14 protein-coding genes and 1 pseudogene are annotated in these 25,233 nt (G+C 67.0%); 8 read left to right on the plus strand and 7 right to left on the minus strand.

What is annotated here, in order from left to right; translation table 11 throughout:
* Nucleotides 1-155 precede the first annotated feature (155 nt).
* The 3 genes and pseudogenes from ULB03_RS20795 (at nucleotide 156) to ULB03_RS20805 (ending at nucleotide 6,618) form a co-directional block, all read left to right on the plus strand.
* Nucleotides 156-3,455 (plus strand): TonB-dependent receptor, encoded by a 3,300-nt coding sequence (locus ULB03_RS20795; protein WP_322484985.1) that lies wholly within the window; start codon nucleotides 156-158, stop codon nucleotides 3,453-3,455.
* Nucleotides 3,456-3,590: 135 nt separating this feature from the next.
* Nucleotides 3,591-5,111: a tryptophan halogenase family protein gene (locus ULB03_RS20800; protein WP_322484986.1), complete on the plus strand. Its 1,521-nt coding sequence runs from the start codon at nucleotides 3,591-3,593 to the stop codon at nucleotides 5,109-5,111.
* 62 nt (nucleotides 5,112-5,173) lie between these two features.
* Nucleotides 5,174-6,618, plus strand: a pseudogene (locus ULB03_RS20805) (tryptophan halogenase family protein).
* 62 nt (nucleotides 6,619-6,680) lie between these two features.
* Here the strand turns inward: ULB03_RS20805 and ULB03_RS20810 are convergent.
* From ULB03_RS20810 to ytfQ, 6 genes are read right to left on the minus strand one after another with little or no spacing between them, the layout of a single operon-like run.
* Nucleotides 6,681-8,489, minus strand: coding sequence for an IlvD/Edd family dehydratase (locus ULB03_RS20810; RefSeq protein ID WP_322484987.1), 1,809 nt, complete (start codon nucleotides 8,487-8,489; stop codon nucleotides 6,681-6,683).
* Nucleotides 8,490-8,548: 59 nt separating this feature from the next.
* A complete protein-coding gene (locus tag ULB03_RS20815; RefSeq protein WP_322484988.1) occupies nucleotides 8,549-9,283 on the minus strand; it encodes a FadR/GntR family transcriptional regulator in 735 nt (244 codons plus the stop codon).
* Nucleotides 9,284-9,294: 11 nt separating this feature from the next.
* Nucleotides 9,295-10,350, minus strand: coding sequence for a galactofuranose ABC transporter, permease protein YjfF (gene yjfF / locus ULB03_RS20820; protein WP_322484989.1), 1,056 nt, complete (start codon nucleotides 10,348-10,350; stop codon nucleotides 9,295-9,297).
* Entirely contained in the window at nucleotides 10,347-11,357 is a 1,011-nt protein-coding gene (locus tag ULB03_RS20825; RefSeq protein WP_322484990.1) for an ABC transporter permease, read from the minus strand. Before ULB03_RS20825 ends, yjfF begins: the two co-directional genes overlap by 4 nt.
* Nucleotides 11,354-12,886: a sugar ABC transporter ATP-binding protein gene (locus tag ULB03_RS20830; protein WP_322484991.1), complete on the minus strand. Its 1,533-nt coding sequence runs from the start codon at nucleotides 12,884-12,886 to the stop codon at nucleotides 11,354-11,356. Before ULB03_RS20830 ends, ULB03_RS20825 begins: the two co-directional genes overlap by 4 nt.
* Entirely contained in the window at nucleotides 12,886-13,836 is a 951-nt protein-coding gene (ytfQ, locus tag ULB03_RS20835) for a galactofuranose ABC transporter, galactofuranose-binding protein YtfQ (RefSeq protein ID WP_322484992.1), read from the minus strand. The genes ULB03_RS20830 and ytfQ overlap by 1 nt, the downstream gene beginning before the upstream one ends.
* 338 nt (nucleotides 13,837-14,174) lie before the next feature.
* Here ytfQ and araD1 point away from each other — a divergent pair, with 338 nt between their 5' ends.
* The 3 genes from araD1 to ULB03_RS20850 all read left to right on the plus strand — a co-directional run bounded on the left by araD1 (nucleotide 14,175) and on the right by ULB03_RS20850 (nucleotide 20,046).
* The gene (gene araD1 / locus ULB03_RS20840) at nucleotides 14,175-15,170 is read left to right on the plus strand and encodes an AraD1 family protein (RefSeq protein WP_322484993.1); all 996 of its coding nucleotides are present in this window, start codon (nucleotides 14,175-14,177) and stop codon (nucleotides 15,168-15,170) included.
* A gap of 280 nt (nucleotides 15,171-15,450) precedes the next feature.
* Entirely contained in the window at nucleotides 15,451-18,396 is a 2,946-nt protein-coding gene (locus tag ULB03_RS20845; RefSeq protein ID WP_322484994.1) for a TonB-dependent receptor plug domain-containing protein, read from the plus strand.
* Nucleotides 18,397-18,633: 237 nt separating this feature from the next.
* Entirely contained in the window at nucleotides 18,634-20,046 is a 1,413-nt protein-coding gene (locus ULB03_RS20850) for an amino acid permease (protein WP_322484995.1), read from the plus strand.
* Nucleotides 20,047-20,104: 58 nt separating this feature from the next.
* On the opposite strand, the gene ULB03_RS20855 is transcribed toward ULB03_RS20850, so the two are convergent.
* Complete coding sequence (locus tag ULB03_RS20855) at nucleotides 20,105-21,895, minus strand: alpha-amylase family protein (RefSeq protein ID WP_322484996.1); 1,791 nt, start codon at nucleotides 21,893-21,895, stop codon at nucleotides 20,105-20,107.
* A gap of 145 nt (nucleotides 21,896-22,040) precedes the next feature.
* Between ULB03_RS20855 and ULB03_RS20860 the strand changes: the two genes are divergently transcribed.
* Both ULB03_RS20860 and ULB03_RS20865 read left to right on the plus strand, forming a co-directional pair.
* Nucleotides 22,041-23,636, plus strand: a complete 1,596-nt coding sequence (locus tag ULB03_RS20860; protein ID WP_322484997.1) for an alpha-N-arabinofuranosidase — start codon at nucleotides 22,041-22,043, stop codon at nucleotides 23,634-23,636.
* The gene (locus ULB03_RS20865; RefSeq protein ID WP_322484998.1) at nucleotides 23,633-25,189 is read left to right on the plus strand and encodes a glycoside hydrolase family 27 protein; all 1,557 of its coding nucleotides are present in this window, start codon (nucleotides 23,633-23,635) and stop codon (nucleotides 25,187-25,189) included. The genes ULB03_RS20860 and ULB03_RS20865 overlap by 4 nt, the downstream gene beginning before the upstream one ends.
* Nucleotides 25,190-25,233: the final 44 nt, after the last annotated feature.

Raw genomic sequence — 25,233 nt, forward strand, 5'->3', positions numbered from 1 at the left:
GGCCAGCTGACCCAGCAATCGGTCGCGGCAACAAAAAAGCGGGGGGGACTATGAGCATTCCAAACATCACAAGACCGACTCCTGCGCCCGGGCTTTAAGGCCGCCGGGCGTTTTTGCGTGCCCACAAATAAATAAATCAAATTGGGAGAGAGATGATGCGCCCGACCTCTAAGGCCATCGCATTGCTATCCGTCTCGGCACTGGCATTCACCTGGGCCAGCTTGGCCCACGGGCAAACCGCGTCCGATACCGCGAAAGACGATTCCCTGGATGAAATCGTCATCGTGGGTATGCGCAAGGCCCTGAACAACGCGCAGGAATTCAAACGCAACTCCGAGGAGATCGTGGACTCGATCTCCGCCGTCGACATCGGCGCCTTGCCGGACCGCTCGGTGACCGAAGCGCTGCAGCGCGTTCCCGGCATCAGCATCGGCCGCACGGATGAGCCGCGCGACATCGACCGCCTGAACGTCGAAGGATCGGGCGTACAGATCCGCGGCTTGACCTGGGTGCGCTCCGAAATCAACGGACGCGACAGCTTCGGCGCCAAGAACGGCCGTGCGCTGGGGTGGGAAGACGTCACGCCTGAATTGGCGGCTGGCGTCGACGTCTACAAGAACCCTTCGGCGGACATCGTCGAAGGCGGCCTGGGCGGCACCATCAACCTGCGCACCCGCATGCCGTTCGACAGCGACGGCCAGGTGATCGGCCTGTCGGCAGACGCCACCAACGGCGACCTGCGGCACAAGTGGACGCCCTCGGTGTCGGGCCTCTACTCCAACCGCTGGGACACCAAGATCGGTGAGATCGGCATCCTGGTGGACGTGGCCCACTCCGAACTCAGCAGCCGCCTGAACGCGCTGGAGGTCGATCCGTACAACGCCCATTCCACCAAGACCCAGTCGTCCTACGACGGCGGCACGACCTTCAACTTCAACGGGGACAATTCCATCAGCGGCCAGCCGAAGTCGGTGGTCATGGTCCCCAGCGGCGTCGAATACCGTCTGGAAGACCGGGACCGTACCCGTGACGGCCAGTACGGCGCCCTGCAGTGGAAGCCGACGGACGAGCTGGAGATTTACGGCACCTACTTCCGCTCAACCTCGAAGCTGGTCAGCACCGACCACTTCGCCCAGACATCGGCCTGCTGCTCCGCGACCAACAACCAGAGCTTCCTGAACCAGCCCGCGGCCGGCTCCGGCTTCTCCTTCGATGGCGACGGCAATTTCCTGACCGGCACCATCGTCGATGGCGGCGGCGGCGGCAATGGCGTCGCCAACAGCTTCCTGTTGAATCTGGGTACCCGGTATGGCGAGGAGAATGACGAGACCTGGGACGCCTCGGGCGGCGTGAAGTGGAACCACGACCGCTGGCACGTCAACGCGGACTTCCAGCGCATCTTCTCCCGCCGCGACGACTATGACATGACCGTCTACAACACGGTCACGGCCACGGGCGGCGTGGGTTTGGACCTGCGGGGCGACCTGCCGGTCATCAAGATGCAGAACCTGACGGCCACGCCCAATGTGTTCAATCTCTATGCGGCCATGGATCATAATGAGATCGACAAGGCCGATGAAACCGCGGGCAAGTTTGATACCGTCTACGACGTCGACGGCGATTTCCTGAAATCGTTGAAGTTCGGTTTCCGCAGCACCGACCGCCATTCCATCCAGCGCGATGGCGGGTATAACTGGGCATTGATTTCAGCGCCTTGGGCGTTCACTGGCCAAACGGCGACGGTGGGCCAGTTCCCCGAGCACCAGGAAATCGTCAACTTCAACAGCTTCCTGGGCGGCAGCATGCCGTCGCTGTGGATGCCCAGCGTGGATCTGGCCAAGAACAAGACCCTGTTGGCCAGCTACATGCAAAAGCTGCTGTATACGCCGAACCTGGGCAGCAACCTGGCGGCCTATACCGACGGCACCTACGGCTATTACTGCGCCACCTGCGGCCATGGCACCATCCCGTCCTGGGCGGCCAACGGCGGCAAGTACAGCCCGTTCCCCAATGGCAGCCTAGCCGGTTACCTGCCCATCTGGGCCGGCGCCCCGGTGGACGCCAACAACAAGCTGGTCAGCACGACCCAGCCGGTGGGCAGCAACATCACCTTCTGGCAGCCGTTCAACGGCAACTACAACTATGCCCCGACCTCCACGTCGGGCCTGGGCACCAATGATCAATCCGAATGGACCAATGCCGTCTACGCCCAGGTGCGCTTCGGCCACGATGACCTGTTCGGCTGGAATCTGCCCTGGGACGGCAACATCGGTGTTCGCGCGGTGCGTACCGACAGCCATTCCATCGGTTTCGGCCATGTGGCGTCGTTGACCCAGAATGGCGATACCTCGTCGTATTCACCCGCGGCGTTGCAGGCGCTGTTGTTCGCCAATGGCGCCAACAACATCACCTCGTTCAGCAACCACTACACCGACTTCCTTCCCAGCCTGAACCTGCGGTTCAAACCCCAGGATGACATGGCCATCCGCTTCGCGGCGGCCACGTCCATCGTGCGGCCGGACTTCTACCAGCTGTCGCCGTCCTTCACCATGACGGGCACGTATCAGAACCGCGCGGCCACGGTGGCGGACAAGGTCATCAACACCGTCACCAACCAGCCTTATACCCAGGCCGAGTTGGACAAGGCGGCGGCGTCGGGCAGCCCGGTCATGTACAACACCGGCGTCTCCTTCGCCTTCAACACGGGCAACCCGAACCTGAAGCCCATGCGGGCCCAGTCCTTCGACCTGTCCTACGAATGGTATCTGAAGCCGGGTTCCATGGTGTCCTTCGGCGTGTTCGACAAGGAAATCTACGACTACATCCAGAGCGACCAGACGGTCGTCCAGGTGACCAACAACGGCATCACCCAGACGGTCGTCGGCAACGTGCCGCAGAACCATGGCCATGGCCGCATCATGGGCCTGGAAGGCCAGGTCACCTACTTCTACGACTTCCTGCCGGGCGTCCTCAGCGGCCTGGGCACGGACGTCAACTTCACCATCCTGGACAGCAGCGGTACGCAGAACACCTCCGGCAGCGTGTTCGACGGCAGCCAGATCGGGGCCAGCAAGCTGAAGCTGCCCCTGGAACAGCTGTCGACCTACACCCTGAACGCGGCGCTGTTGTACACCAAGTACGACTTCGACTTCCGCCTGGCCTACAATTGGCGGTCGCGCTACCTGATGGCGGCCTCGGCCTCCAACGTCCAGGCGCCGGCCTACATGGAAGACTACGGCCAGTTGGATGCCTCGCTGGTCTATTCGATCAACGAGCATTTCAAGGTCGGCGTCCAGGCGGCCAACCTGCTGGCGACCAAGAACATCATCTCGATCGACGAGCGTGACAATTGGTACTACGGCACCCAGGGCAACATGAGCAACAGCCTGATCTACAAGCACAACTACACGGTCGCGGACCGTCGCTACTCCCTGGTCTTCCGCGCCGTTTACTAAGGGTGCGGTAAGTCTTGGACGGGCGGCGCCGGTGGGATCATCGGCGCCGCCCGAATTGCGATAGAGTAAGGGAACCAGGCCGTCGACCAGTACCGCGCGGCCTGGTTCCATAAGTTCGGTCCCGGGGGAAATCCCATGCCCGCCTCAACGGTCTCGCGTCTGGTCATCGTCGGTGGCGGCACCGCCGGATGGATGTCCGCCGCCTTCCTGTCCAGCCTGTTCCCGAGCCGCCAGTTGTCCTTGACCGTCGTGGAATCGGCGGAGATCGGCACCATCGGCGTGGGGGAGGCGACCATTCCCCCCATCCAGGTCTTCAACAGGGCGGCGGGCATCGACGAGGCCGCGTTCCTGCGCGCCACCGAGGGCACCTACAAGCTGGGTATCGAGTTCGTGGACTGGCTGCGGCCGGGCCACCGCTATATGCACCCCTTCGGCCAGCCGGGCCAGGCCATCAACGGCGCCTCCTTCCACGCCTGGTGGCTGCGGCTGCGGGCGGCCGGATACCCCCATCCCCTGTCCGATTTCTGGATGAGTGAGGTCCTGGCCCGAAAGAACCGCTTCGATTTCCCGTCCACCGACCCGCGGACGCCCAAATCCGGCCTGGCCTACGCCTACCATTTCGACGCCGGACTCTATGCCCAGTTCCTGCGCCAGATCGCGGAATCGCGCGGGGTGCGGCGGATCGAGGCGACGGTGGCCAACGTCGCCCTGGATGGCGCCGACGGCACCGTCAGCCATCTGGACCTGGCCGACGGCCGCCGGGTGGAGGGTGATTTCTTCATCGACTGCACCGGCTTCCGCGCCCTGCTCATCGGCCAGGCGCTGGGGCAGGGGTATGAGGACTGGTCGCACTACCTGCCGGCCAACCGGGCCGTGGCCGTGCCGTCGCAGCGGGTCGCGCCGCCGGTGCCCTACACCAGCGCCACGGCGCGGACGGCCGGATGGCAGTGGCGCATCAACCTGCGCCACCGCACCGGCAACGGCTATGTCTATGTCAGCGACCTGATCAGCGATGATGAGGCGGCGGCCACCCTTCTTGCCAACCTGGACGCGCCGGTGCTGGACGACCCGCGCTTCCTGCGCTTCACCACCGGCCGTCGGCGGTCGCGGCATAAGAACGTGCTGGCGGTGGGGCTCAGCTCCGGCTTCCTGGAGCCCCTGGAATCCACCAGCATCCATTTCATCCAGCATGCGCTGATCAAGTTCGCCGCCACCTTCCCCTTGGCCAAGGACGACCCTGTCTCCGCCGGCATTTTCAACCGCATCATGGCGGAGGAGTTGGAGCAGGTGCGCGACTTCCTGGTGTTCCATTATCACGCCAACCAGCGGGTGGGCGAACCGCTGTGGGACCGGGCGCGGGCCATGCCCATCCCCGACAGCCTGGCGGAGAAGATGGCGCTGTTCCGCGCCCGCGGCTTCGCCATCTTCCCCAACCAGACCCTGTTCCAGGAGCCCAACTGGCTGGCCGTCATGCTGGGCCAGGGGCTGGAGCCGCAGGCTTACGACCCCCTGACGGATGGCGCCCCGCTGGAAGAGGTGCGCAGCGGCTTCGACGCCATGCGCCGCACCATCGCGCAGGTGGCGGACGGCTGCCGCCCCCATGAGGCCTTCCTGGACGATGGCGCCGCCGCGGTGATGGCCAGGGCCCGCGCATGACCGCCCCCGGTCCAGGCCCCCTGCGCCGCATCCTCATCGTCGGTGGCGGCACCGCCGGCTGGATGGCGGCCTGCGCCCTGAACCAGGCCGTGCGCGCGGCCGGGACCCGGGTCGACCTGGTGGAATCCGATGCCATCGGCACCGTCGGGGTGGGGGAGGCGACGGTCCCCCCATCCGCCAGTTCAACCAGGACATTGGCCTGGACGAGGCCACCTTCATCAAGGCGACCCAGGGCACGTTCAAGCTGGGCATCGAATTCCAGGACTGGCGCACGGCCGGCACCCGCTTCTTCCATGGCTTTGGCGACTACATCGTCAACGCCGGGCCGTTTTCCACCCTGAACCACTGGCTGGTGGCGCGCGATCTGGTGGGGGAGGCGGCGGGCGATTTCGACGCCTATCACATGGCGGCCGTCATGGCCCGCGCCGGGCGGTTCGCCGCCCCTGACAACGACCCCCGCTCACCCTATTACTACTTCAACTACGCCTTCCATTTCGACGCCGGCCTCTATGCCCGCCTGTTGCGGACCAAGTCGGAGGCGGAGGGTGTGACGCGGCATGAGGGGCGCATCGTCGCCACCGACCTGCACCCCGAAACCGGGCACATCCGCTCCGTCCGGCTGGAGGATGGCCGGGTTCTGTCGGCGGACCTTTTCATCGACTGCTCCGGCTTCATCGCCCTGCTGGCGGACAAGGCGCTGGGGGAGCGGTTCATCGACTACGGCCATTGGCTGCCGGTGGACCGCGCCTGGGCCGTGCCCAGCGCCAGCATGGGGCCGCCACCGCCCTACACCCGCGCTACCGCGCTGGAGGCCGGATGGCAGTGGCGCATCCCGCTGCAGCACCGCACCGGCAACGGTTATGTCTTCTCCACCGCCCATGTCACGGAAGAGGCCGCGCGCGCCCGCCTCCTGGCCAATCTGGAAGGCGCGCCGCTGGATGAGCCACGATTGTTACGGTTCCGAACCGGTCGGCGGGAGCGGTTCTGGGCGCGCAATTGCGTCGCCATCGGTTTGTCCTCCGGCTTTGTCGAGCCGTTGGAATCAACCTCCATCTCCTTGATCCAGGGCGGCATCACCCGCTTGATCAGCCTGCTGCCGGATTTGTCGTTCAATCCGGGGCTGGCGGCGGAATACAACCGTGTCCAGGCGCTGGAATTCGACCGTATCCGCGACTTCATCATCCTGCACTACGCCCTGACGCAGCGGGACGACACCGCCTTTTGGCGGGAGCGGCGTGGTATGGCCCTGCCCGACACCCTGGCCTATCGCATCGACACCTTCCGCGAGACGGGCCATGTGGTGCTGCTGAACGAGGAAACCTTCGTCGGCCCCAGTTGGCAGGCCCTGTTCATCGGCCTGGGCCTGATCCCCAAACGCCGCGACCCCCTGATGGCGGCGCAACGGCGCGACGAGATCATCGAAACCCTGCGCCTGCGCCGCACCAGCCTGGCGACGGCCGCCCAGCGCCTGCCCACCCATGCGGAGTTCCTGGCCCGGCTGGGATGATCGGGAGCCCATAAGAAAAGGCGGCGGCGCTGGAAAGCGCCGCCGCCTTGTTCCTGCGCGCCTCAGTGGTTGTCGCGCGGGATGCCGTGGGTCTGGGCCACGCGCTGGTACTTCACCGCCGGTTCCAGCACGGCGCCGTCGCCCAACTGGCCGACCATGCCGCGCTGGATTTCCTGCCACGGCGTCTGGCTGGCTGGATACTGGTAGCCGCCGGCGGCCTCCAGGGCTTGGCGGCGGGCGGCCAACTCGGCGTCGCTGATCAGGATGTTGGCGGTGCCGGCCTTCAGGTCGATGCGCACCCGGTCGCCCGTCCGCAGCAGGGCGATGGCCCCGCCGGCCGCCGCCTCGGGCGAGGCGTTCAGGATGGAGGGGGAGCCGGAGGTGCCGGACTGCCGCCCGTCGCCGATGCAGGGCAGGGCGGTGATGCCCTGCTTGATCAGGTAGGCCGGCGGCCGCATGTTCACGACCTCGGCCGCACCCGGATAGCCCACCGGGCCGGCGCCGCGCATGAACAGCAGGGTGTGGGCGTCGATGCCCAGGGTGGGGTCGTCGATGCGGTGGTGATAGTCCTCCGGCCCGTCGAACACCACGGCCTTGCCCTCGAAGGCGTCGGGGTCGTCGGGGTTGGATAGGTAGCGGTCGCGGAACTCGTCCGAGATCACGCTGGTCTTCATGATGGCGTTGTCGAACAGGTTGCCGCGCAGCACCAGGAAGCCGGCATCCTTCTTCAGGGGCTGGTCGAAGGGGCGGATGACGTCGGGCAGCTTGATCTCGGCGTCGCGGCAGTTGTCGCCGATGGACTTGCCGTTGGCGGTCAGGGCCTGCTCATGGATCAGGCCCTGCTTCATCAGCTCATTCACCACGGCGGGCACGCCGCCGGCGTGGTGATAGTCCTCACCCAGGTATTCGCCGGCCGGCTGCAGGTTCACCAGCAGCGGCACCTTGTGGCCATGGGTCTGCCAGTCCTGCAGTTCCAGATCCACGCCGATGTGGCGGGCGATGGCCGCCAGGTGGATGGGCGCGTTGGTGGACCCGCCGATGGCCGAATTCACCACGATGGCGTTCAGGAAGGCCTCGCGCGTCAGGATGTCCGAGGGCTTCAGGTCCTCGTTCACCATCTCCACGATGCGCTTGCCCGTCTCATAGGCCACCTGCTGGCGCTCGCGGTAGGGGGCGGGGATGGCGGCGGAGCCCGGCAACTGCATGCCCAGCACCTCGGCCAGGCTGTTCATGGTCGTGGCCGTGCCCATGGTGTTGCAATAGCCGGTGGATGGGGCGGAGCTGGCCACCAGCTCGATGAACTTGCGCTGGTCGATCTCACCCGCTGCCAGCATCTGGCGCGCCTTCCACACGATGGTGCCGGAGCCCGTGCGCTCCCCATTGTGCCAGCCGTTCAGCATGGGGCCGACGGACAGGGCGATGGCGGGGATGTTGACCGTGGCCGCGGCCATCAGGCAGGCCGGCGTGGTCTTGTCGCAGCCGATGGTCAGCACCACGCCGTCGATGGGGTAGCCGTGCAGCAGTTCCACCAGGCCCAGATAGGCCAGGTTGCGGTCCAGCCCGGCGGTGGGGCGCTTGCCCGTTTCCTGGATCGGATGCACGGGGAATTCGATGGCGATGCCGCCGGCCTGGCGGATGCCCTCGCGCAGGCGCTGGGCCAGCACCAGGTGATGGCGGTTGCAGGGCGACAGGTCCGACCCCGTCTGGGCGATGCCGATGATGGGCATGCCGGATTGCAGCTCATCCAGCGTCAGGCCGTAATTCAGATAGCGCTCCAGGTACAGCGCCGTCATGTCCGGGTTGTCCGGGTTGTCGAACCAGGCGCGGGACCGCAGTTTGGGCTTGCCGTTGGAAGAGTCGGACGCAGTCATTGGGGTGGGCTTTCTTCAGGAATGCGGTCAAGACGGGTAGGGGAGGAAACTCAAGGGGCTCAAGGGGCGTCCGGGTCGGGCAGGTCCAGCCGGTCGAACCCGGAATCGATGACGGCCAGCATGGCGCGGGCGGCACGCTCGGCGTCGCCCGCCTCGATGGCGTCGGCGATGGCGGCGTGGCTGTCCACCACGTCCTGCTGCAACGCTGTCTCATCCACGGGCGAGGAAAGCGAGAAGGAGGCCAGCAGCGCCGCCTCGATCACCGCGGCCAGCGACCGCATCATGGGGTTGCCGGACGCGGCGCTGACCGCGACGTGGAAGGCCAGGTCCGCCTCGGCGAAGCTGCGGCGGTTGTGTCCCGGCTGCGCCATGCGGGCGACGGCGCGGCGCATCTCGGCCAACTGTTCCGGCGTGCGCCGCTTGGCGGCCAGGGCGGCGGCCCGCGGCTCCACGGCGCTGCGCATCTCATACAGATGCCGGCGCATGGTGTCATCCAGGCCCAGGCTGACCCGCCAGGACAAGAGATCGGCGTCGAAGAAGTTCCAGTGCGTCGGGTCCTGCACCTTGGTGCCCACCCGCGTCTTGGATACGACCAAGCCCTTGGCCGCCAGGGTCTTCATCACCTCGCGCAGCACGGTGCGCGAGATCTGGAAGCGGACCAGCAGGTCCGGCTCCGGTGGCAGGTTCACGCCCACGGGCATGGCGCCGCTGAGGATCTCCATGCCCAGGGTGCGCACGATCTGCTCATGGTGCGACAGGGGACGTTCGGGCGATGACCAGGTCGACAGGGTCATGGGGGGATGGCTCACGGGGCGGATGGCGCGGTGGCGCCGGGGGAGGGGCGGGGACGGGTGGAGGGACTGGGTGCGGCGGGGCCGGTGCCCGAACGGCCATAGCGGGCCGACACGGTCAAAATCAAGCGCTGCACGGCGATGAAGACAAAGAGCAGCGCGCCGATGGCGATTTTGGTCCACCAACTGGACAGCGTGCCGTCGAAGGTGATCCAGGTCAGGATCAGGCCCTGGATCAGCACGCCGATGAAGGACCCGGCCACCCCGCCCACGCCGCCGGTCAGCAGCGTGCCGCCGATGACCACGGCGGCGATGGCGTCCAGTTCCACCCCCGTCCCGGTCAGGGCGTAGCCGGACCGGGTGTAGAGGGAAAAGACGATGCCGGCCAGCGCCGCCATCAGGCTGCAGAAGGCATGCACCAGGATGGTGGTGCGTCCGGTGTCGATGCCCATGAGCTGGGCGAAATGGGCGTTGCCGCCCAGCGCGAAGACCCGGGCACCGAAGCGTGTGCCATGCAGCAGGATGCCGCCGGCCAGGAAGGTCAGCAGCATGATGACGGCCACGAGCGTCAGCCGTCCGCCCCCGGGGAGGGACAGCGCCGCACCGGCCAAGGTGTCGTAGGCGGCGTTGTGGATGGGAATGGAATCGGTGCTGATCAGCAGGGCGCAACCGCGGGCCAGGAACATGGCCGTCAGGGTGACGATGAAGGCCGGCGCCTTCAGGTAATGCACGGCGGCACCAATGCCGGCGCCGAACAGGCCGCCGCCCCCCAGCACCAGGGCGAACGCCAGAGCCGGCGGCACCCCGGCCCCCTCGATCAGACGGGCCAGCGCCACGGTGGTCAGGCCCATGACCGCCCCCACCGACAGGTCGATGCCCCCGGCCACCACCACCACGGTCATGCCCACCGCCAGGATGCCCAGGAAGGCGTTGTCGGTCAGCAAATTGCCCATCACCCGCAGGCCCAGCATGGTGGGATACTGCACGGCGCACGCGGCATAGATCAGGACGAAGACGACCACCGTCGCCAACAGGGGCAAGGTGCGCGTATTCACGAAGCGGCCCATCATGCCCGGGCCTCCTTGTTCTTGAGGCGGGCCATGAGGCGGGTGGCCAAGGGCTGGAAGGCGGGCGACTGCTGGGTCAGCACGGCGGCCACCACCAGCGCCATCAGCACCAGGTTCAGTTCCGGCGGCAGGCCCGCCCGCAGGATGGCGGTGCGCATGGCCTGCAGCACCAGGGCGCCCAGGACGGACCGGCCGATGCTGAACCGGCCGCCGTACAGGCTGGTACCGCCGATGACCACCGCCAGGATGGCGTCCAACTCCAGCCACAGGCCGGCGTTGTTGGCATCGGCCCCCTTGATGTCGGCCGTGGCGACCAGGCCGGCCAGCGCCGCCATCAGCCCGGACCAGACATAGACGGCCCCCAGCACCAGGCCGGTATGGACGCCGGCCAGGCGGCTGGAGCGCGGGTTGGTGCCCACCGCCTCGACGAACAAGCCCAGCGCCGTCGCCCGCACCAGCAGGCCGGTCAGCCCGGCCGCCAGCAGGGCCAGTACCACCGGCAGGGGCAGGGCCGCCAGCGTGCCGCCGGCCACGGCGATCAGGTGCGGCTCGGTGAAGGTCAGGATGCGGCCTTCGGTGATCAATTGGGCGACGCCGCGCCCGGCCACCATCAGGATCAGGGTGGCGACGATGGGCTGCAGGCGGAACACCGCGACCAGCAGCCCGTTCCACAGGCCGCAGACCAGGCCTGTGGCCAGCGCCGCCAGGGTGGCCAGGGGCCAGGCCAGGCCGGCGTTGACCCCGGCCGCCGCGACGGCGCCGGATATCGCCATGATGACGCCCACCGACAAGTCGATGCCGCGCGTGGCGATGACCGAGGCCATGCCCACGGCCAGCAGCATGACCGGGGCGCCCCGATTCAGGATGTCGACCAGGCCGCCGAACAGCCGTCCATCCTGCATCCGCAGATCCAGGAAGCCCGGCGCCACGAAGACATTGACCAGCAGCGCCAGCGCCAGCAGGGCCAGTTGCGGTCGCGCCGCCTTCAGGCGTTGTATCACGGCGTTCATGCCGCACCCCTGGTGTGATGATCCGCCGCGATGGCGTTGACGATGGCGGCGGGGGTGATGGCGTCGCCCTCCAGCAGGCCGGCGGGGGCGCGGTCGCGCATGACCAGCACCCGGTCGGAATAGGCGGCCACCTCCTCGATTTCCGAGGAGATGACATAGAGCGCCATGCCCCGGTCCCGCAGATCCTCCAGCAGGCGCACGATCTCGGCATGGGCGCCGACGTCGATGCCGCGCGTGGGTTCATCCAGGATCAGCAGGCGGGGGTCGGTCGCCAGCCAGCGGGCCAGCAAGGCCTTCTGCTGGTTGCCGCCCGACAGCAACTGGATGGGCTTCTCGGCGTCCGGGGTGCGGATGTCCAGCAGCTTGATATAGCGGTCGGCCAGCTCGTGCTGCTGCGCCGTGGACAGGCGCCGCCACCAGCCGCGCTTGGCCTGCAGGGCCAGCACGATGTTCTCCCGGATGCTGAGGCCGGCGACGATGCCGTCCAGCTTGCGGTCCTCCGGGCAGAAGCCGAAACCCAGGCGGATGGCGTCGCGCGGGCTGCGCAGGGTGACGGCCTTGCCGTCGACGACCAGTTGGCCCTGGTCCGCCGCCTCCGCCCCGAACAGCAGCAGGGCGGTTTCCGTGCGGCCGGAGCCGAGAAGGCCGGCCGCTCCCAGCACGGCGCCGGCATGCAGCTCGGCATCGAACGCCCCGACCAGGCGGCGCCGGCCCAGGCCCTGCGCCCGTACCAGCGGGGTGCCATTGGCCGCGGTCTTCGCCGGGCGGCGGCCCAGATGGCTTTCCGCCGTGGGGGCCTTGCCCAGCATCATGGCCACCAGCTCCAACCGCGGCAGTTCGGCGGTCAGCCGTTCGCCCACCAGCCTGCCGTTGCGCAGCACGGTGATGCGGTCGGTCAGGGCGTAGACCTGGTCCAGGAAATGGGTGACGAAGACGATGGCCAGGCCCTGGTCGCGCAAGGTGCGCAGCAGGGTGAACAGCGTCTGCACCTCCGCCGTGTCCAGGCTGGCGGTGGGCTCATCCAGGATCAGCACCTTGGCCGACAGGTCGACCGCGCGGGCGATGGCGATCAATTGCTGCACGGCGGTGGAAAAGTCGGACAGCGGCCGGCTGGCATCGATGGTCAGGCCGAAGCGGCGCAGCAGGGCCGCGCCCTCCCGGTTCATGCGCGCGCGGTGGACCAGGCCCCAGCGCGTCGGCTCCCGCCCCAGATAAAGGTTCTGCGCCACCGACAGGTTGGGCAGCAGCGTGATCTCCTGATAGACGGCGGCGATGCCGGCCTGGACGGCGCCACCGGGGCCGTCCGGATCGATCTCCACCCCATCCACGGCGATGGTGCCGCCGTTGCGCGGCTGGGCGCCGGTCAGGAGGTTGATGAGGGTGGACTTGCCGGCGCCATTCTCCCCCAGCAGGGCATGGATCTCGCCCGCCCGCAGGGTCAGGTCCACGCCGTCCAGCGCCCGCACGCCCGGGTATAGCCGTGTCAAACCCCGGGCCGCCAGCACCACCGGGGTTTCAGGACTGGCCATCAGTACAGATCCTTGCGCCGGGCGTATTCGGCGGCGGCGGTGTCGGGCTCATACAGCTTGGACGGCGTCTGCACCCACTTGGGCGGCGGGGCATGGTCCTTGCGGTAGGCCAGCAGGATGTCATAGGCGCGCGGCGCCATGTCCGGGGCCAGTTCCACCGTGGCGTTGGCGTCGCCGTCGGCCATGGCCTTGAAGATGTCGGGCACGCCGTCGATGGACACGGTCAGGATGTCGGTGCCGGGCTTCAGCCCCGCCTCCTTGATGGCCTGGATGGCGCCGATCATCATGTCGTCGTTGTGGGCGTAGACGGCGCAGATGCTGCCCGGCGCCTCCGCCTTCAGGAAGCCCTCCATGACCTCCTTGCCCTTGGCGCGGGTGAACTCACCCGACTGGGTGCGCACCAGGTGCAGGTTGGGGGCGGTGGCGATGGCCTCCTCAAAGCCCTTCTTGCGGTTGGCCACCAGGCTGGCGCCCACGGTGCCCTGGATTTCCACGATGCGGCAGTCGCGGCCCTGCACCTTGCCCGCCAGCCAGCGGCCGGCCACGCGCCCCTCCTCGATGGTGTCGGAGGTGACGGCCGTCAGATAGAGGTCGACGTTGGGCGTGTCGATCTGCCGGTCCAGCAGGATGACGGGGATGTTGGCGGCCTTGGCCTCGCCCAGCACCTCATCCCACCCGCTGGACACGACGGGGGCCAGCAGGATGGCGTCCACGCCCTGGGCGATGAAGGAGCGCACGGCCTTGATCTGGTTTTCCTGGCGCTGCTGCGCGTCGGAGAATTTCAGGGTGATGCCCCGCCGCTCCGCCCCCTGGCGGGCCAGCTTGGTCTCGGCGGCGCGCCAGCCGGATTCCGACCCGATCTGGGAAAAGCCCACGGTCAGGCCCTTCTTGTCGCCGCTGTCGCACCCGGCGGCCAGGCCGCCCAGGAAAACGGCGGCCCCGATACCCATGATCCGGCGTGACAGTGTGCGGCGTCTCGGCAGCGTTTTCATATCCATCCCTGTTCCTGTTCGTCCTTGCCGGCGGGGGCGCCGTAGGGCTTATCGTGCGAATAGGCCCACGGGCGCGGCCTTCACGGGCGCGATCTGTTGTTATGGGTCATATGATATTATTTATGGGGGCGGCTCAAGCCCCTTTGCGGCCCCATCGCACTGGGACGCGCCTCCCCCGAAAAGGGCTTGGAAGGAACAGAAATAGTATTATTAAATGAGCACGTCCAGCCCCGCCATTCCCGGCCCGGGCGGGAGGCTCATCACAGTCACTTAAAACAATCGTCAGGGAAACACCCATGGTCCTGCGTCTGCTTCAATTTATCGATGCCACCGGTGCGCGCGCCGTCGCGGCCCGCCAGGATGACGGCCCGGCCCACACGGTGCCGGGTGCCGCCAGCGTTTATGAACTGGCGCAGCGGGCCATCGCGGCGGGCACCGGCCTGGCGGTGGTGGTCGACGCGGCGGGCGCGGGTGATGTCGTCGACCTGGGGGCCGTGGTGGCCGAGGGGCGTCTGCTGGCGCCGCTGGACCATCCCGATGCCGCCCATCTGCTGGTGAGCGGCACCGGCCTGACGCACCTGGGTTCCGCCGAGGGGCGGGACAAGATGCACAAGGACCTGGCCGATCCCGCCAAGCAGACCGACTCGATGCGCATGTTCCGCCTGGGCCTGGAGGGCGGCAAGCCGCCCGTGGGTCAGGTGGGGGCACAGCCGGAATGGTTCTTCAAGGGCGACGGTGGCATCATCACCGCGCCGGAGGCACCGCTGGCCTCCCCCGCCTTCGCCCTGGATGGCGGGGAGGAGCCGGAGATCGTGGGTCTGTACGTCATCGGTCCCGACGGCACGCCCTTCCGCCTGGGCTACGCCCTGGGCAACGAGTTCTCCGACCATGTCACCGAGCGGCAGAACTATCTCTATCTGGCGCATTCCAAGCTGCGGCCCTGTTCCTTCGGGCCCGAGCTGCTGGTGGGGCCGTTGCCCGCCGACATCCGGGGCACGACCCGCATCGTCCGCGATGGCCAGGTGGCGTGGGAGAAGCCCTTCCTGTCGGGCGAGGCCAACATGTGCCACAGCCTGGCCAACCTGGAGCACCATCATTTCAAGTACGCTGGCTTCCGCCGTCCCGGCGATGCCCATGTGCATTATTTCGGCACCGCCACCCTGTCGTTCAGCGATGGCTTCACCACCCGTCCTGGTGACCGGTTCGAGGTGGAGGCGGCTGCCTTCGGCCTGCCTTTGCGCAATCCGCTGACGGTCAAAGCGCCGGAAGCGGTGACCGTGGCCGCTTTGTAAGCGGCTTTCCTAGCCCCGCCAGCGCTGGTGGGGTTGCCTGCCCGATGACGAATACCGCAGCCGCCCTCCCGCCCCGGGGAGGGCGGCTTTTGGCGTTTGTACGGCGTGCTTCCGTACAAGCCTTTGAAAATATGCACATTTTTGTTCTCTCTGATGCATCCGTGCCACACCGCCGGATAAATCATACGATATACGATATAAGATATTTGACAGGTTTATGGCATTTGCGGGACGCTGACCCAGCGCGCACTAACGGGGGTGCGCGGTCTGGGAGATAAAAATGCGAAAGACTCATGCGAAGTCCGCCCCTGGGGCGGCGCTCCGCTCGGGCCGTGCGTCGGCCCTGGCGGCAGGGGCCGCCGTGGTGGCCTTGATGGTGGGTGGTCAGGCGCTGGCGCAGACGTCGGCCGCGGACGACCTTCAGGAAATCGTCGTCACCGGTTCCCGCATCAAGCAGGCGAACCTGACGACCGCCAGCCCCCTGACCACGGTGGGCCAGCAGGAACTGCAGTACCAGGGCACGACCAATATCGAGAGCGCCCTGAACCGCCTGCCCCAGGTGACGGCGGATTCGAACGAGAACGGCTCCAACGGGTCGGACGGCACGGCCCGCGTCAACCTGCGCAACCTGGGTTCCAACCGCAACCTGGTGCTGATCGACGGCCAGCGCATGCTGCCGGTCGAGATGAACGACCTGAACTTCATCCCCACCGCGATGGTGGAGCGGGTGGACGTGGTGTCGGGCGGCGCCTCGGCGGTCTATGGTTCGGACGCCGTGTCGGGCGTCGTGAACTTCATCCTGCGCAAGAACCTGGACGGTGTCCGCGCCGACCTGCAGTACACCATCGCGCAGCATGACAATGGCAACACCGCCCTGCGGTCGTTGAGCCAGGCCAAGGGCTTCCAGACGGCGCCCGACGAGGTTTGGGACGGCATCAAGAAGAACGTCAGCGTCGCCGCCGGCAAGAACTTCGACAACAACAAGGGTAACGTCACCCTGTTCGCCGGCTATCAGTACGCCATGCCGGTCACGCAGAATAAGCGCGACTATTCCAACTGCGACCTGAACCTGGCCACCGCTGACACCTTCACCTGCGGCGGTTCCAGCAACAACGCCTATGGCCTGTTCTATCCGCTGTCGGGTCCCAACGCGAACACTACGCTGGTGAACGCCAAGGACGGCAGCAAGACCTGGGTGCCATACAACAGCAGCTTCGCCTACAACTACACGCCCACCAATTACATCCAGCGGTCGGACAAGCGCGAGAACGCGGGCGTACAGGCCCATTATGAATTTGCCAAGGAAGTCGAAGCCTACGGCAACTTCATGTACATGAACGACCACACCTTCTCGCAGGTGGCGCCATCGGCCCTGTTCCAGGGCACGACCTTCAACATCAACTGCGACAACCCGCTGATGTCGGCATCGCAGGCGTCCACGCTATGCGGCACCGCCGCCGGCACGCCCACCGACGCCCAGAGCTTCATCGGCTACCGCCTGACCGGCCCCGGCAGTCAGCCGCGCCGTGACGACCTGCGCCATATCGATTATCGCGGCACCTTCGGCCTGCGCGGCGAGGTCTGGGACGGCTGGAACTACGACGCCAATTTCCTGTATTCCAAGACCATCGTGAATGAGACGTACCTGAACAACGTCGACAACACGAAGGCCCAGCGCGCGCTGGAGGTGGTGAACGTCAACGGGGTGCCGACCTGCAAGTCCGTCATCGACGGCACCGACCCGACCTGCGTTCCCATCAACGTGTTCCAGTACAACGGCATCAGCACCGCCGGTTACAATTACCTCTATTCCCCCAGCCACACCCATGACGCTGAAACGGAAAAGGTGGCCAGCCTGTCGCTCACCGGCGACCTGGGGCAGTATGGGGTGAAGAGCCCCTGGGCCAACAAGGGCGCCGCGCTGGCCCTGGGCTTTGAGCACCGGGAAGAGACGCTGAACTTCACCGCCGACGCGGTGGCGCAGGCCGGCGGCACCATGCCGTCCTCGGGCGCCCTCAGTGTCAACGAAGGGTACATGGAACTGCAGGTCCCCCTGGTCCAGGACAAGCCCCTGGTGCAGGATCTGCTGTTCAACACCGGCTATCGCTATTCCAAGTACGATTACCTGGACAGCGGCGTCAGCACCTACAAGTTCGAGCTGCAATACGCCCCGGTGACGGACATCCGCTTCCGCGGCAGCTATAACCGCGCCGTCCGCGCGGCCAGCATCTCTGAACTGTACGCGCCGCAGTCGGTGGGCAACGTCTCGGCCCAGGATCCATGCGCCGGGTCCAGCCCGACGGCCTCGCTGGCGCAGTGCGCCCTGACCGGCGTCTCGGCCGCCCAGTATGGCAAGATCGCCGAGTGCCCGACGGACCTCTGCTCCGCCCAGGGCGGCGGCAACCCGGCCCTGAAGCCGGAGACGGCCGACACCTTCACCGCCGGCGTGGTGCTGACGCCGACCTTCCTGCCCAATTTCTCGGCCACGCTGGACTATTACAACATCACCGTGGACGGCTACATCGCCGGCGTGGATGCCCAAACGGCCATCAACCAGTGCGCCACCACCGGCAGTTCCTACTTCTGCGGCCTGTTCCACCGCGATCCCAAGTCCGGCGTGCTGTTCGGCACCGACGGCTACATCAAGTCCACCAACCAGAACACCGGTTACCTGAAGACCTCCGGCGTCGACGTCGACCTGTCGTACAAGCTGGATCTGGAGGACGTCGTCAACCACAACTGGGGCAGCCTGGACTTCAACCTCAATGGCACCGTGCTGCTGACCAGCGAGACGGAGCAGTTGCCGGGCCTGGGCACCTATGACTGCACCGGCCTGTTCGGCCCCACCTGCGGCCAGCCCAGCCCGCGGTGGCGCCACCAGTTCCGCACCACCTGGTCCAGCCCCTGGGTCCCGGCCACGGTGTCGGTCAACTGGCGCTTCATCGGCCCGACGACGCTGTCCAGCAACACGGCCAACGCCTTCCTCACCTCCGACTATGTCGGCATCAACGCCCGGCTGCCGTCGTACAGCTACTTCGACGTGGCGATGACCTACAAGATGACCGACTACCTGTCGCTGCGCGCGGGTGTGAACAACATCCTCGACCGCGACCCGCCGGCCATCTCGTCGGGCCTGCTCAGCAGCTTCGGCAACGGCAACACCTACCCCGGCATCTACGACCCGCTGGGCCGCGTCATCTTCGTTGGCGCGACGGTGGAGTTCTAAGGCCTGGGCCTGGAACGAAGATATCCCCGCCCGGGTGGTCCCGGGCGGGGTTTTTTGTTGGAAAGCGGGCCATCCGCGCCACAAAATGTCGTTTGAAACGGCTAGGGCAGTTAAGCTGTTGACGCCCGCGCTGATCGGTGTCCAAACAGCTTCCGGCCAATGTGCGCCCGCCCCAGGGCAAGGGGGCGGCCGGTTGGTCTCAGGGGGCTAAAACACGTTCTAGATGGGGACTGCTTTATGACGTTCTGGACGCGCCGTAAGGCGTTGGACGCTTTGGCCCACGTGGACCAAAGCCGGCAGTTGCGCAAGACCTTGAGCTGGCCGCACCTGGTGGCCCTGGGCATCGGCGGCATCATCGGCACCGGCATCTACACCCTGACCGGCATCGGCGCCGAACGCGCCGGCCCCGCCGTCATCCTGGCCTTCGCCGCCTGCGGCATCCTCTGCGCCTTCGCGGCCCTGACCTACGCCGAAATGGCCACCATGATGCCGGCTGCCGGCAGCGCCTACACCTACACCTACTCGGTGCTGGGCGAGGGGCTGGCCTGGATCGTCGGCTGGTCCCTGGTGCTGGAGTACGCCGTCACCTGCAGCGCCGTGGCGGTGGGCTGGTCCGGCTATATGGTCGGCCTGCTGGAAAGCATGGGCATACACCTGCCCAAGGAGCTTATCGCGGGTCCTTATGCCGGGGGTTGGATCAACCTGCCGGCCGTCGTCATCACCGCGCTGGTCACGGCGCTGCTGGCCAAGGGCGCCAAGGAAAGCGCCACGGTGAACATCGCCCTGGTCGCCATCAAGATCATCGCCCTTGCCGTGTTCGTGGGCCTGACCGTGTTCAGCCTGGTGCCGGAGAATTTCACCCCCTTCATGCCCTATGGCTTCGTCTCGCACATGGACGACGCCGGCCACGTGCGCGGCGTGATGGCCGCCGCCGCCATCGTCTTCTTCGCCTTCTTCGGCTTCGACGCCGTGTCGACCTCGGCGGAGGAGGTGAAGAACCCCGGCCGCGACCTGACCATCGGCATCCTGGGTTCCATGGTCATCTCCACCATCATCTATATGATCGTGGCCGCCTGCGCCGTGGGCGCCTGGCCCTTTGCCGAGTTCGCCGCCAGTGGCGAGCCGCTGGCCTTTATCCTGCGCAGCCTGAACCACCCCGGCGCCGCCTGGGCCATCGGGGCCGCCGCCATCGTGGCCCTGCCCAGCGTCATCCTGGTGATGATGTTCGGCCAGACCCGCGTGTTCTTCGTCATGTCGCGTGACGGCCTGCTGCCGCGCGGCCTCAGCGACCTGGGGCCCGACCGCCGCTCGCCGGTGAAGGTCACCCTGCTGGTCGGCCTGTTCGTGGCCTTGTTCGGCGGCTTCCTGCCGCTGGCCACCATCGCGGAACTGTCGAACGCCGGCACCCTGGCGGCCTTCATCTCCGTGTCGGTCTGCGTCATGGTCCTGCGCGTGACCAAGCCGGACTTCCCCCGCCTGTTCCGCTGCCCCGCCGTGTGGGTGGTGGCCCCGCTGGCGGTCATCGGCTGCCTCTACTTCCTGTATTCCCTGCCGGGCACCACGCTGCGCAACTTCGCCATCTGGCACGTGATCGGCCTGGTGATCTACCTGGCCTACAGCCGCCGGACCAGCCTGCTGAACAAGGCGTAACAGGGATATTGACTTGGTAAGGAAGGCCGCCTGCCCCGATGGGTCGGCGGCCTTTTTTCTATTTCCGCCGCGCCTCGCCCCAGGCCTTGGCCTGGCGGATGTAATCGGCCATGGCGGCGCGTTCCTTGGTGAAGGTGTCATCGACCACCGTGATGGTGGGGATGGCGCGCTGATGCGGCGGAATCTCGGACTTGTAGGTGCCGAAGCCGGCCTCGTGCACGCCGGTGCTGCCCCGGCCGGGGGCCGGGCGGCTGAGATGCTGGTAGTTGCGGATGTGATCGTCGCAGGCGGCCGGGGCCAGGGTGTAGCGGGCAACATGGCTCATGGGGATGAAGGCCATCTGCGCGTCGTACAGCATCTCCCCCACCGGCGGGATGCCGGGGTGGCGCTGGGCCAGGTCCGCCACCAGTTGCCGCGTGCCTTCATGCATGTCGGCCTTGGTGTTGTTGATGGCCGCCCCGGCGATATCCAGGAAATAGCCGTCGACGCCGAACTGCGTGATGGTGGCCGAGATACGCTCCCCCAGCCAGCGGCGCCAGGACGCGACGCCCAGGTTCATGAAGGGCATCCACCCCTCGCCCGAGCGGTCGTTGTCCCAATCCACCCAGTTCAGGTCGAAGGCATCGCCGTCCACCCGCTCCGTCGTCGCGTCGGCGAACAGCTTGAACTCCTCCCACACCTTGTTGGCGCTGTTGGTGCCGAACATGGGGACGATGCGGAAGCCCAGCTTCTGCGCCTGGCTGACCAGGCGTTTGAAGCCGTCCACCCCGCCCATGCGCGGGTCGGGCTGGTACAGCGGATAGTTCCAGTAATAGCGGCCGTCCCAGGCCGGCAAGAAGACCATGACCCGCTTGGGATCGATCTGCGTGGCGGCCCAGCGCAGGATCTCCAGCATGCGGGCATAGTCGTTGAAGATGTAGCCGGTCCAATGCGCGCCATGGATGCTCAGCACCAGGTCCACGTCCCGCATCCACGCCGGCATGTCGGCCCGCGTGGCCAGCTTGGGAATGCCGTAGGTCTTCTCCACATGGGCGAAATGATCGGCCGCCGCCGCCGCGTAATCCGCCGCCGGGCCCACCCGCCACGGTGGCGTCGCCAGGCTGTTGGCCTTGGCCCAGCCCTCGCCCTCATGGATCAGTTCCACGCGATAGCCGTCCGGCCCCGGCTGGAAGAAGAAGCGGCAGGTGCGCACCGCTGTCTGCCGCGCCGACAGGGCGTAGTGCCGGCCATCGGCGGTCTTCAGAATGGCCAGGGGGGTGGCCATGCCCTGGAAGAAATTGGGATACTCGAAGACCTTCTCGTCATCCTTCAGGTCGGTGAAGTCCTGGCCGGAGACGGAAATTTCGCCCCGCGGCAGGCCGCGCGCCACGGTGGTGATGGATTTCACCGGGTGCTGGGCCTCCGCCCGCACGGTCCATTGCACCGTGCCGTCGCCCTCCACCGTGAACTCGGCCACCAGCTTACCCGGCGCCTTTTCCTGGCCGCCGGCCCACAGGAAGCCGTCGCAGGTCAGCGTGGTGCGGTTGCCGTCGCGCACCACGCGCGTCACCGTGGGGTCGATGGCATAGGCGTTCTCATAGGTCTGCACCCGAAAGCCCATCAGCAGGGGGCCCACCTGCACCGACGCCTCGGGAAAGTCGAAGCTGAACTGCAGCACCGCCTCGCCCTTGGCGGGGGTGTAGACGCCGCTGCGCGAGGTCAGCAGTTGCAGGTCCGGGCTGGGGGCGGCACCCGCACCCGGGGTGGCCGCACCGCCGGAGGCGGTGGTGGCGAGCGCCACGGCGGTGCCGGCGCCGCTGGTCAACAGGGCGCGGCGGGTGACACCGTGGGGCTGGGGGAAGGGGGGCACGGATGACGTCTCCTTGTTCCTGCTTGTTATTTTCCGGCGGCTTATTTTCCAGCGGCGGGGTGAACCCGAATGGTTTACAACCAAGCCGTCGCCCGATAGTAATATTATACGACTTTAAAAAACACCACAGGGAGTGCCCCGAGGAATGACCCGTATCCTGCGCCCCGCCGGACGTCTCGCCGTTGCCGCCTTGCTGGCCGGCACCGCCTTGGCCACGGCCACCGCCGCCATCGCCGCCGGCTCCTCCGCCACCGTGGCGGTCCAGGTCGACCATCCGGGCGCGGTCATCGCGCCGGCCATCTACGGCCAGTTCGCGGAGCATCTGGGCACGCAGATTTATGGCGGCATCTGGGTGGGGCCGGATAGCCCCATTCCCAACATCCGCGGTTACCGCAAGGATGTGGTCGAGGCGCTGAAGAACCTGCATGTCCCCGTGGTGCGCTGGCCCGGTGGCTGCTTCGCCGATGAATATCACTGGCGCGACGGCATCGGGCCCAAGGATCGCCGGCCGGTCATCGTGAACACCAACTGGGGCGGGGTGGAGGAGAACAACGCCTTCGGCACCCATGAGTTCATGGACTTCTCCGAACTGATCGGCGCCGGCACCTACGTCAACGGCAACCTGGGCAGCGGCAGCGTGCGCGAAATGGCCGACTGGGTCGCCTACATGACGGCGGACAACCACGGCTCCCTGGTCCAGGAACGCCGGGCCAACGGCCGGGACAAGCCCTGGACCCTGAACTGGTTCGCCGTGGGCAATGAGGTCTGGGGCTGTGGCGGCAACATGCGGGCCGATTATTATGCCGACCTGCTGCGCCAGACCCGCACCTTCCTGAAGCCGGGCGCCGGCCAGCCGACGAAGTTCATCGCCGTCGGCCCCAGCGACGACGACACCGCCTGGACCGAAACCATCATGGCCCGCGCCGGCAAGGAGATCGACGCGCTGTCCATGCACTATTACGACGTGGCCTCCTTCAACATGGTGCCCAAGGGCACCTGGGCCAAGAAGGGCTCCGCCACCGAGTTCGGTGAGGCGGAGTGGTTCGCCAGCATCTTCGGCGCCTATCAGATCGGCACCTACATCAGCCACCACAGCGCCATCATGGACAAGTATGATCCGGAGAAGCGGGTCGCCCTGGTGGTGGATGAATGGGGTACCTGGCATGACCCGACCCCCGGCAGCAACCCCGGCTTCCTGCAGCAGCAGAACACCCTGCGTGACGCGGTGGTGGCCGCCATCAGCCTGAACATCTTCCACGCCCATGCCGACCGCGTGCGCATGGCCAACATCGCCCAGATGGTCAACGTGCTGCAGGCCATGATCCTGACGGACGGGCCGCGCATGGTGCTGACCCCCACCTACCATGTCTTCGACATGTACAAGGGCTTCCAGGGCGCCACCAGCCTGCCCGTGACCGTGACCGGCCCGGACTACAGCCAGGGCGGCCGCGCCGTTGCCGCCGTCAGCGCCTCCGCCGGCCGGGGCACCGACGGCGTCACCCGCCTGGCCCTGACCAATGTCGACCCCAACAAGGCGGCCCCCGTGCAGGTGACGTTGGCCGGGTTGAAGGCGGGCAAGGTCACCGGCCGCATCCTGACGGCCCCGGCCATGAACAGCGACAACACCTTCGACCATCCGCAAACCGTGGTGCCGGCGGCCTTCAGTGACGCCAAGCTCTCGGGCGACACCGTCAGTGTGACCCTGCCGGCCAAGTCCGTAGTCGTTCTGGAACTGAAATGACCAAGCGTTTCCTTGGGCACGCCCCTGGGCGTGTCCTCGGTCTTGTCCTTGCCGTCCTGGCCGGTGTTCTTCTCACCGGCCAGGCGTTGGGCGCTGACCTGACGGGCGACTGGGTTTTCCAGGCCGCCCCGTCCTTTCCCCGTTTCACCAAGATGGTCATTCGCCACGATGCGGATGGCCTGCGGGGCACCATCACGTCGGAGTGGTATGGCGACTTGCCCATGCTGGATCTGAAGGCGGTGGGCGGGGGCCCGGCGGGGGAAAGGCTGGTCTTCCACATCGACAACGGCAATCCCAAGCTGAAGCCCCTGGATCTGACGCTGTCGCCAGATGGGGCGGGCGTCCGGCTGACCGGCCAGGTCTGGTACGAGAAGCAGGAGGCATCCGCCCACCGCGCCACGGCGGCGGAGATGGCGGCCCTGGCCTTCCCGACCTACCCGCTGCCCGCCCCGGCTTACGTGCCCGGCAACGGCCTGGCGCGCACCCCGCCCATGGGGTGGAGCAGCTGGAACAAGTTCGCCGAGGCCATCGACGACAAGACGGTGCGGGAGATCGCCGACGCCCTGGTGCGCAGCGGCCTGCGCGATGCCGGCTATGTCTACGTCAACATCGACGACGGTTGGCAGGGCGACCGGGGGCCCGACGGCGTGCTGCGTCCCAACGCCAAGTTCCCGGACATGAAGGCCCTGGCCGATTACGTCCATGCGCGGGGGCTGAAGCTGGGCATCTACAGCTCCCCCGGTCCCAAGACCTGCGCCGGCTATGCCGGCAGCTACGGCCATGTCGAACAGGACGCCCGCACCTGGGCGGAATGGGGCGTCGATTACCTGAAATACGACCTCTGCTCGGGCGAGGGCTTCTACCATACTGCGGAGACGGTGCGGGCGGTGTACCAGCAGATGGGCGCGGCCCTGGTCGCCGCGGGGGCCGCCACCGGCCGCCCCATCGTCTACAGCCTGTGCGAATACGGCCGGTTCGATGTCGGCGCCTGGGGCCGCGAGGTGGGCGGCAACCTGTGGCGCACCACCGGGGATATCGAGGACAGCTACGCCAGCATGGCGGCCATCGGCTTCGACAAGAACGGCGTGCCCCACCACACCGGCCCGGGCGGCTGGAACGATCCCGACATGCTGGAGGTCGGCAACGGCGGCATGACGACCGAGGAATACCGCACCCACATCAGCCTGTGGGCCCTGACGGCCGCCCCCCTGCTGATGGGTAACGACGCCCGGTCGATGACCCCGGACACGCTGGCCCTGCTGGGCAATGGCGAGGTCATCGCCATCGACCAGGACCCGCTGGGCCGCCAGGGCTTGCCGGTGCTCAAGCGGGATGGGATGGAGATCTGGACCCGGCCCTTGGCCGACGGCTCGGTCGCCGTGGGGCTGTTCAACCGCACGGACACGCCGGTGACCCTCAGCGCCGACTGGTCCGCCCTGGGCCTGGGCGATCACCCGCGCGTGCGCGACCTGTGGGCCCACCGCAGCGTGGCGCCGGATGCCGCGCGTACCGTGCCCGCCCACGGCGTCGCGCTGTTGCGGGTAAAACCGTAGGTGGTAGCGTTAACATCGCATCGGGCATTTTTATTCGGGAAATG

The sequence above is a fragment of the Nitrospirillum goiasense genome, assembly GCF_034427435.1.
GTDB lineage: Bacteria > Pseudomonadota > Alphaproteobacteria > Azospirillales > Azospirillaceae > Nitrospirillum.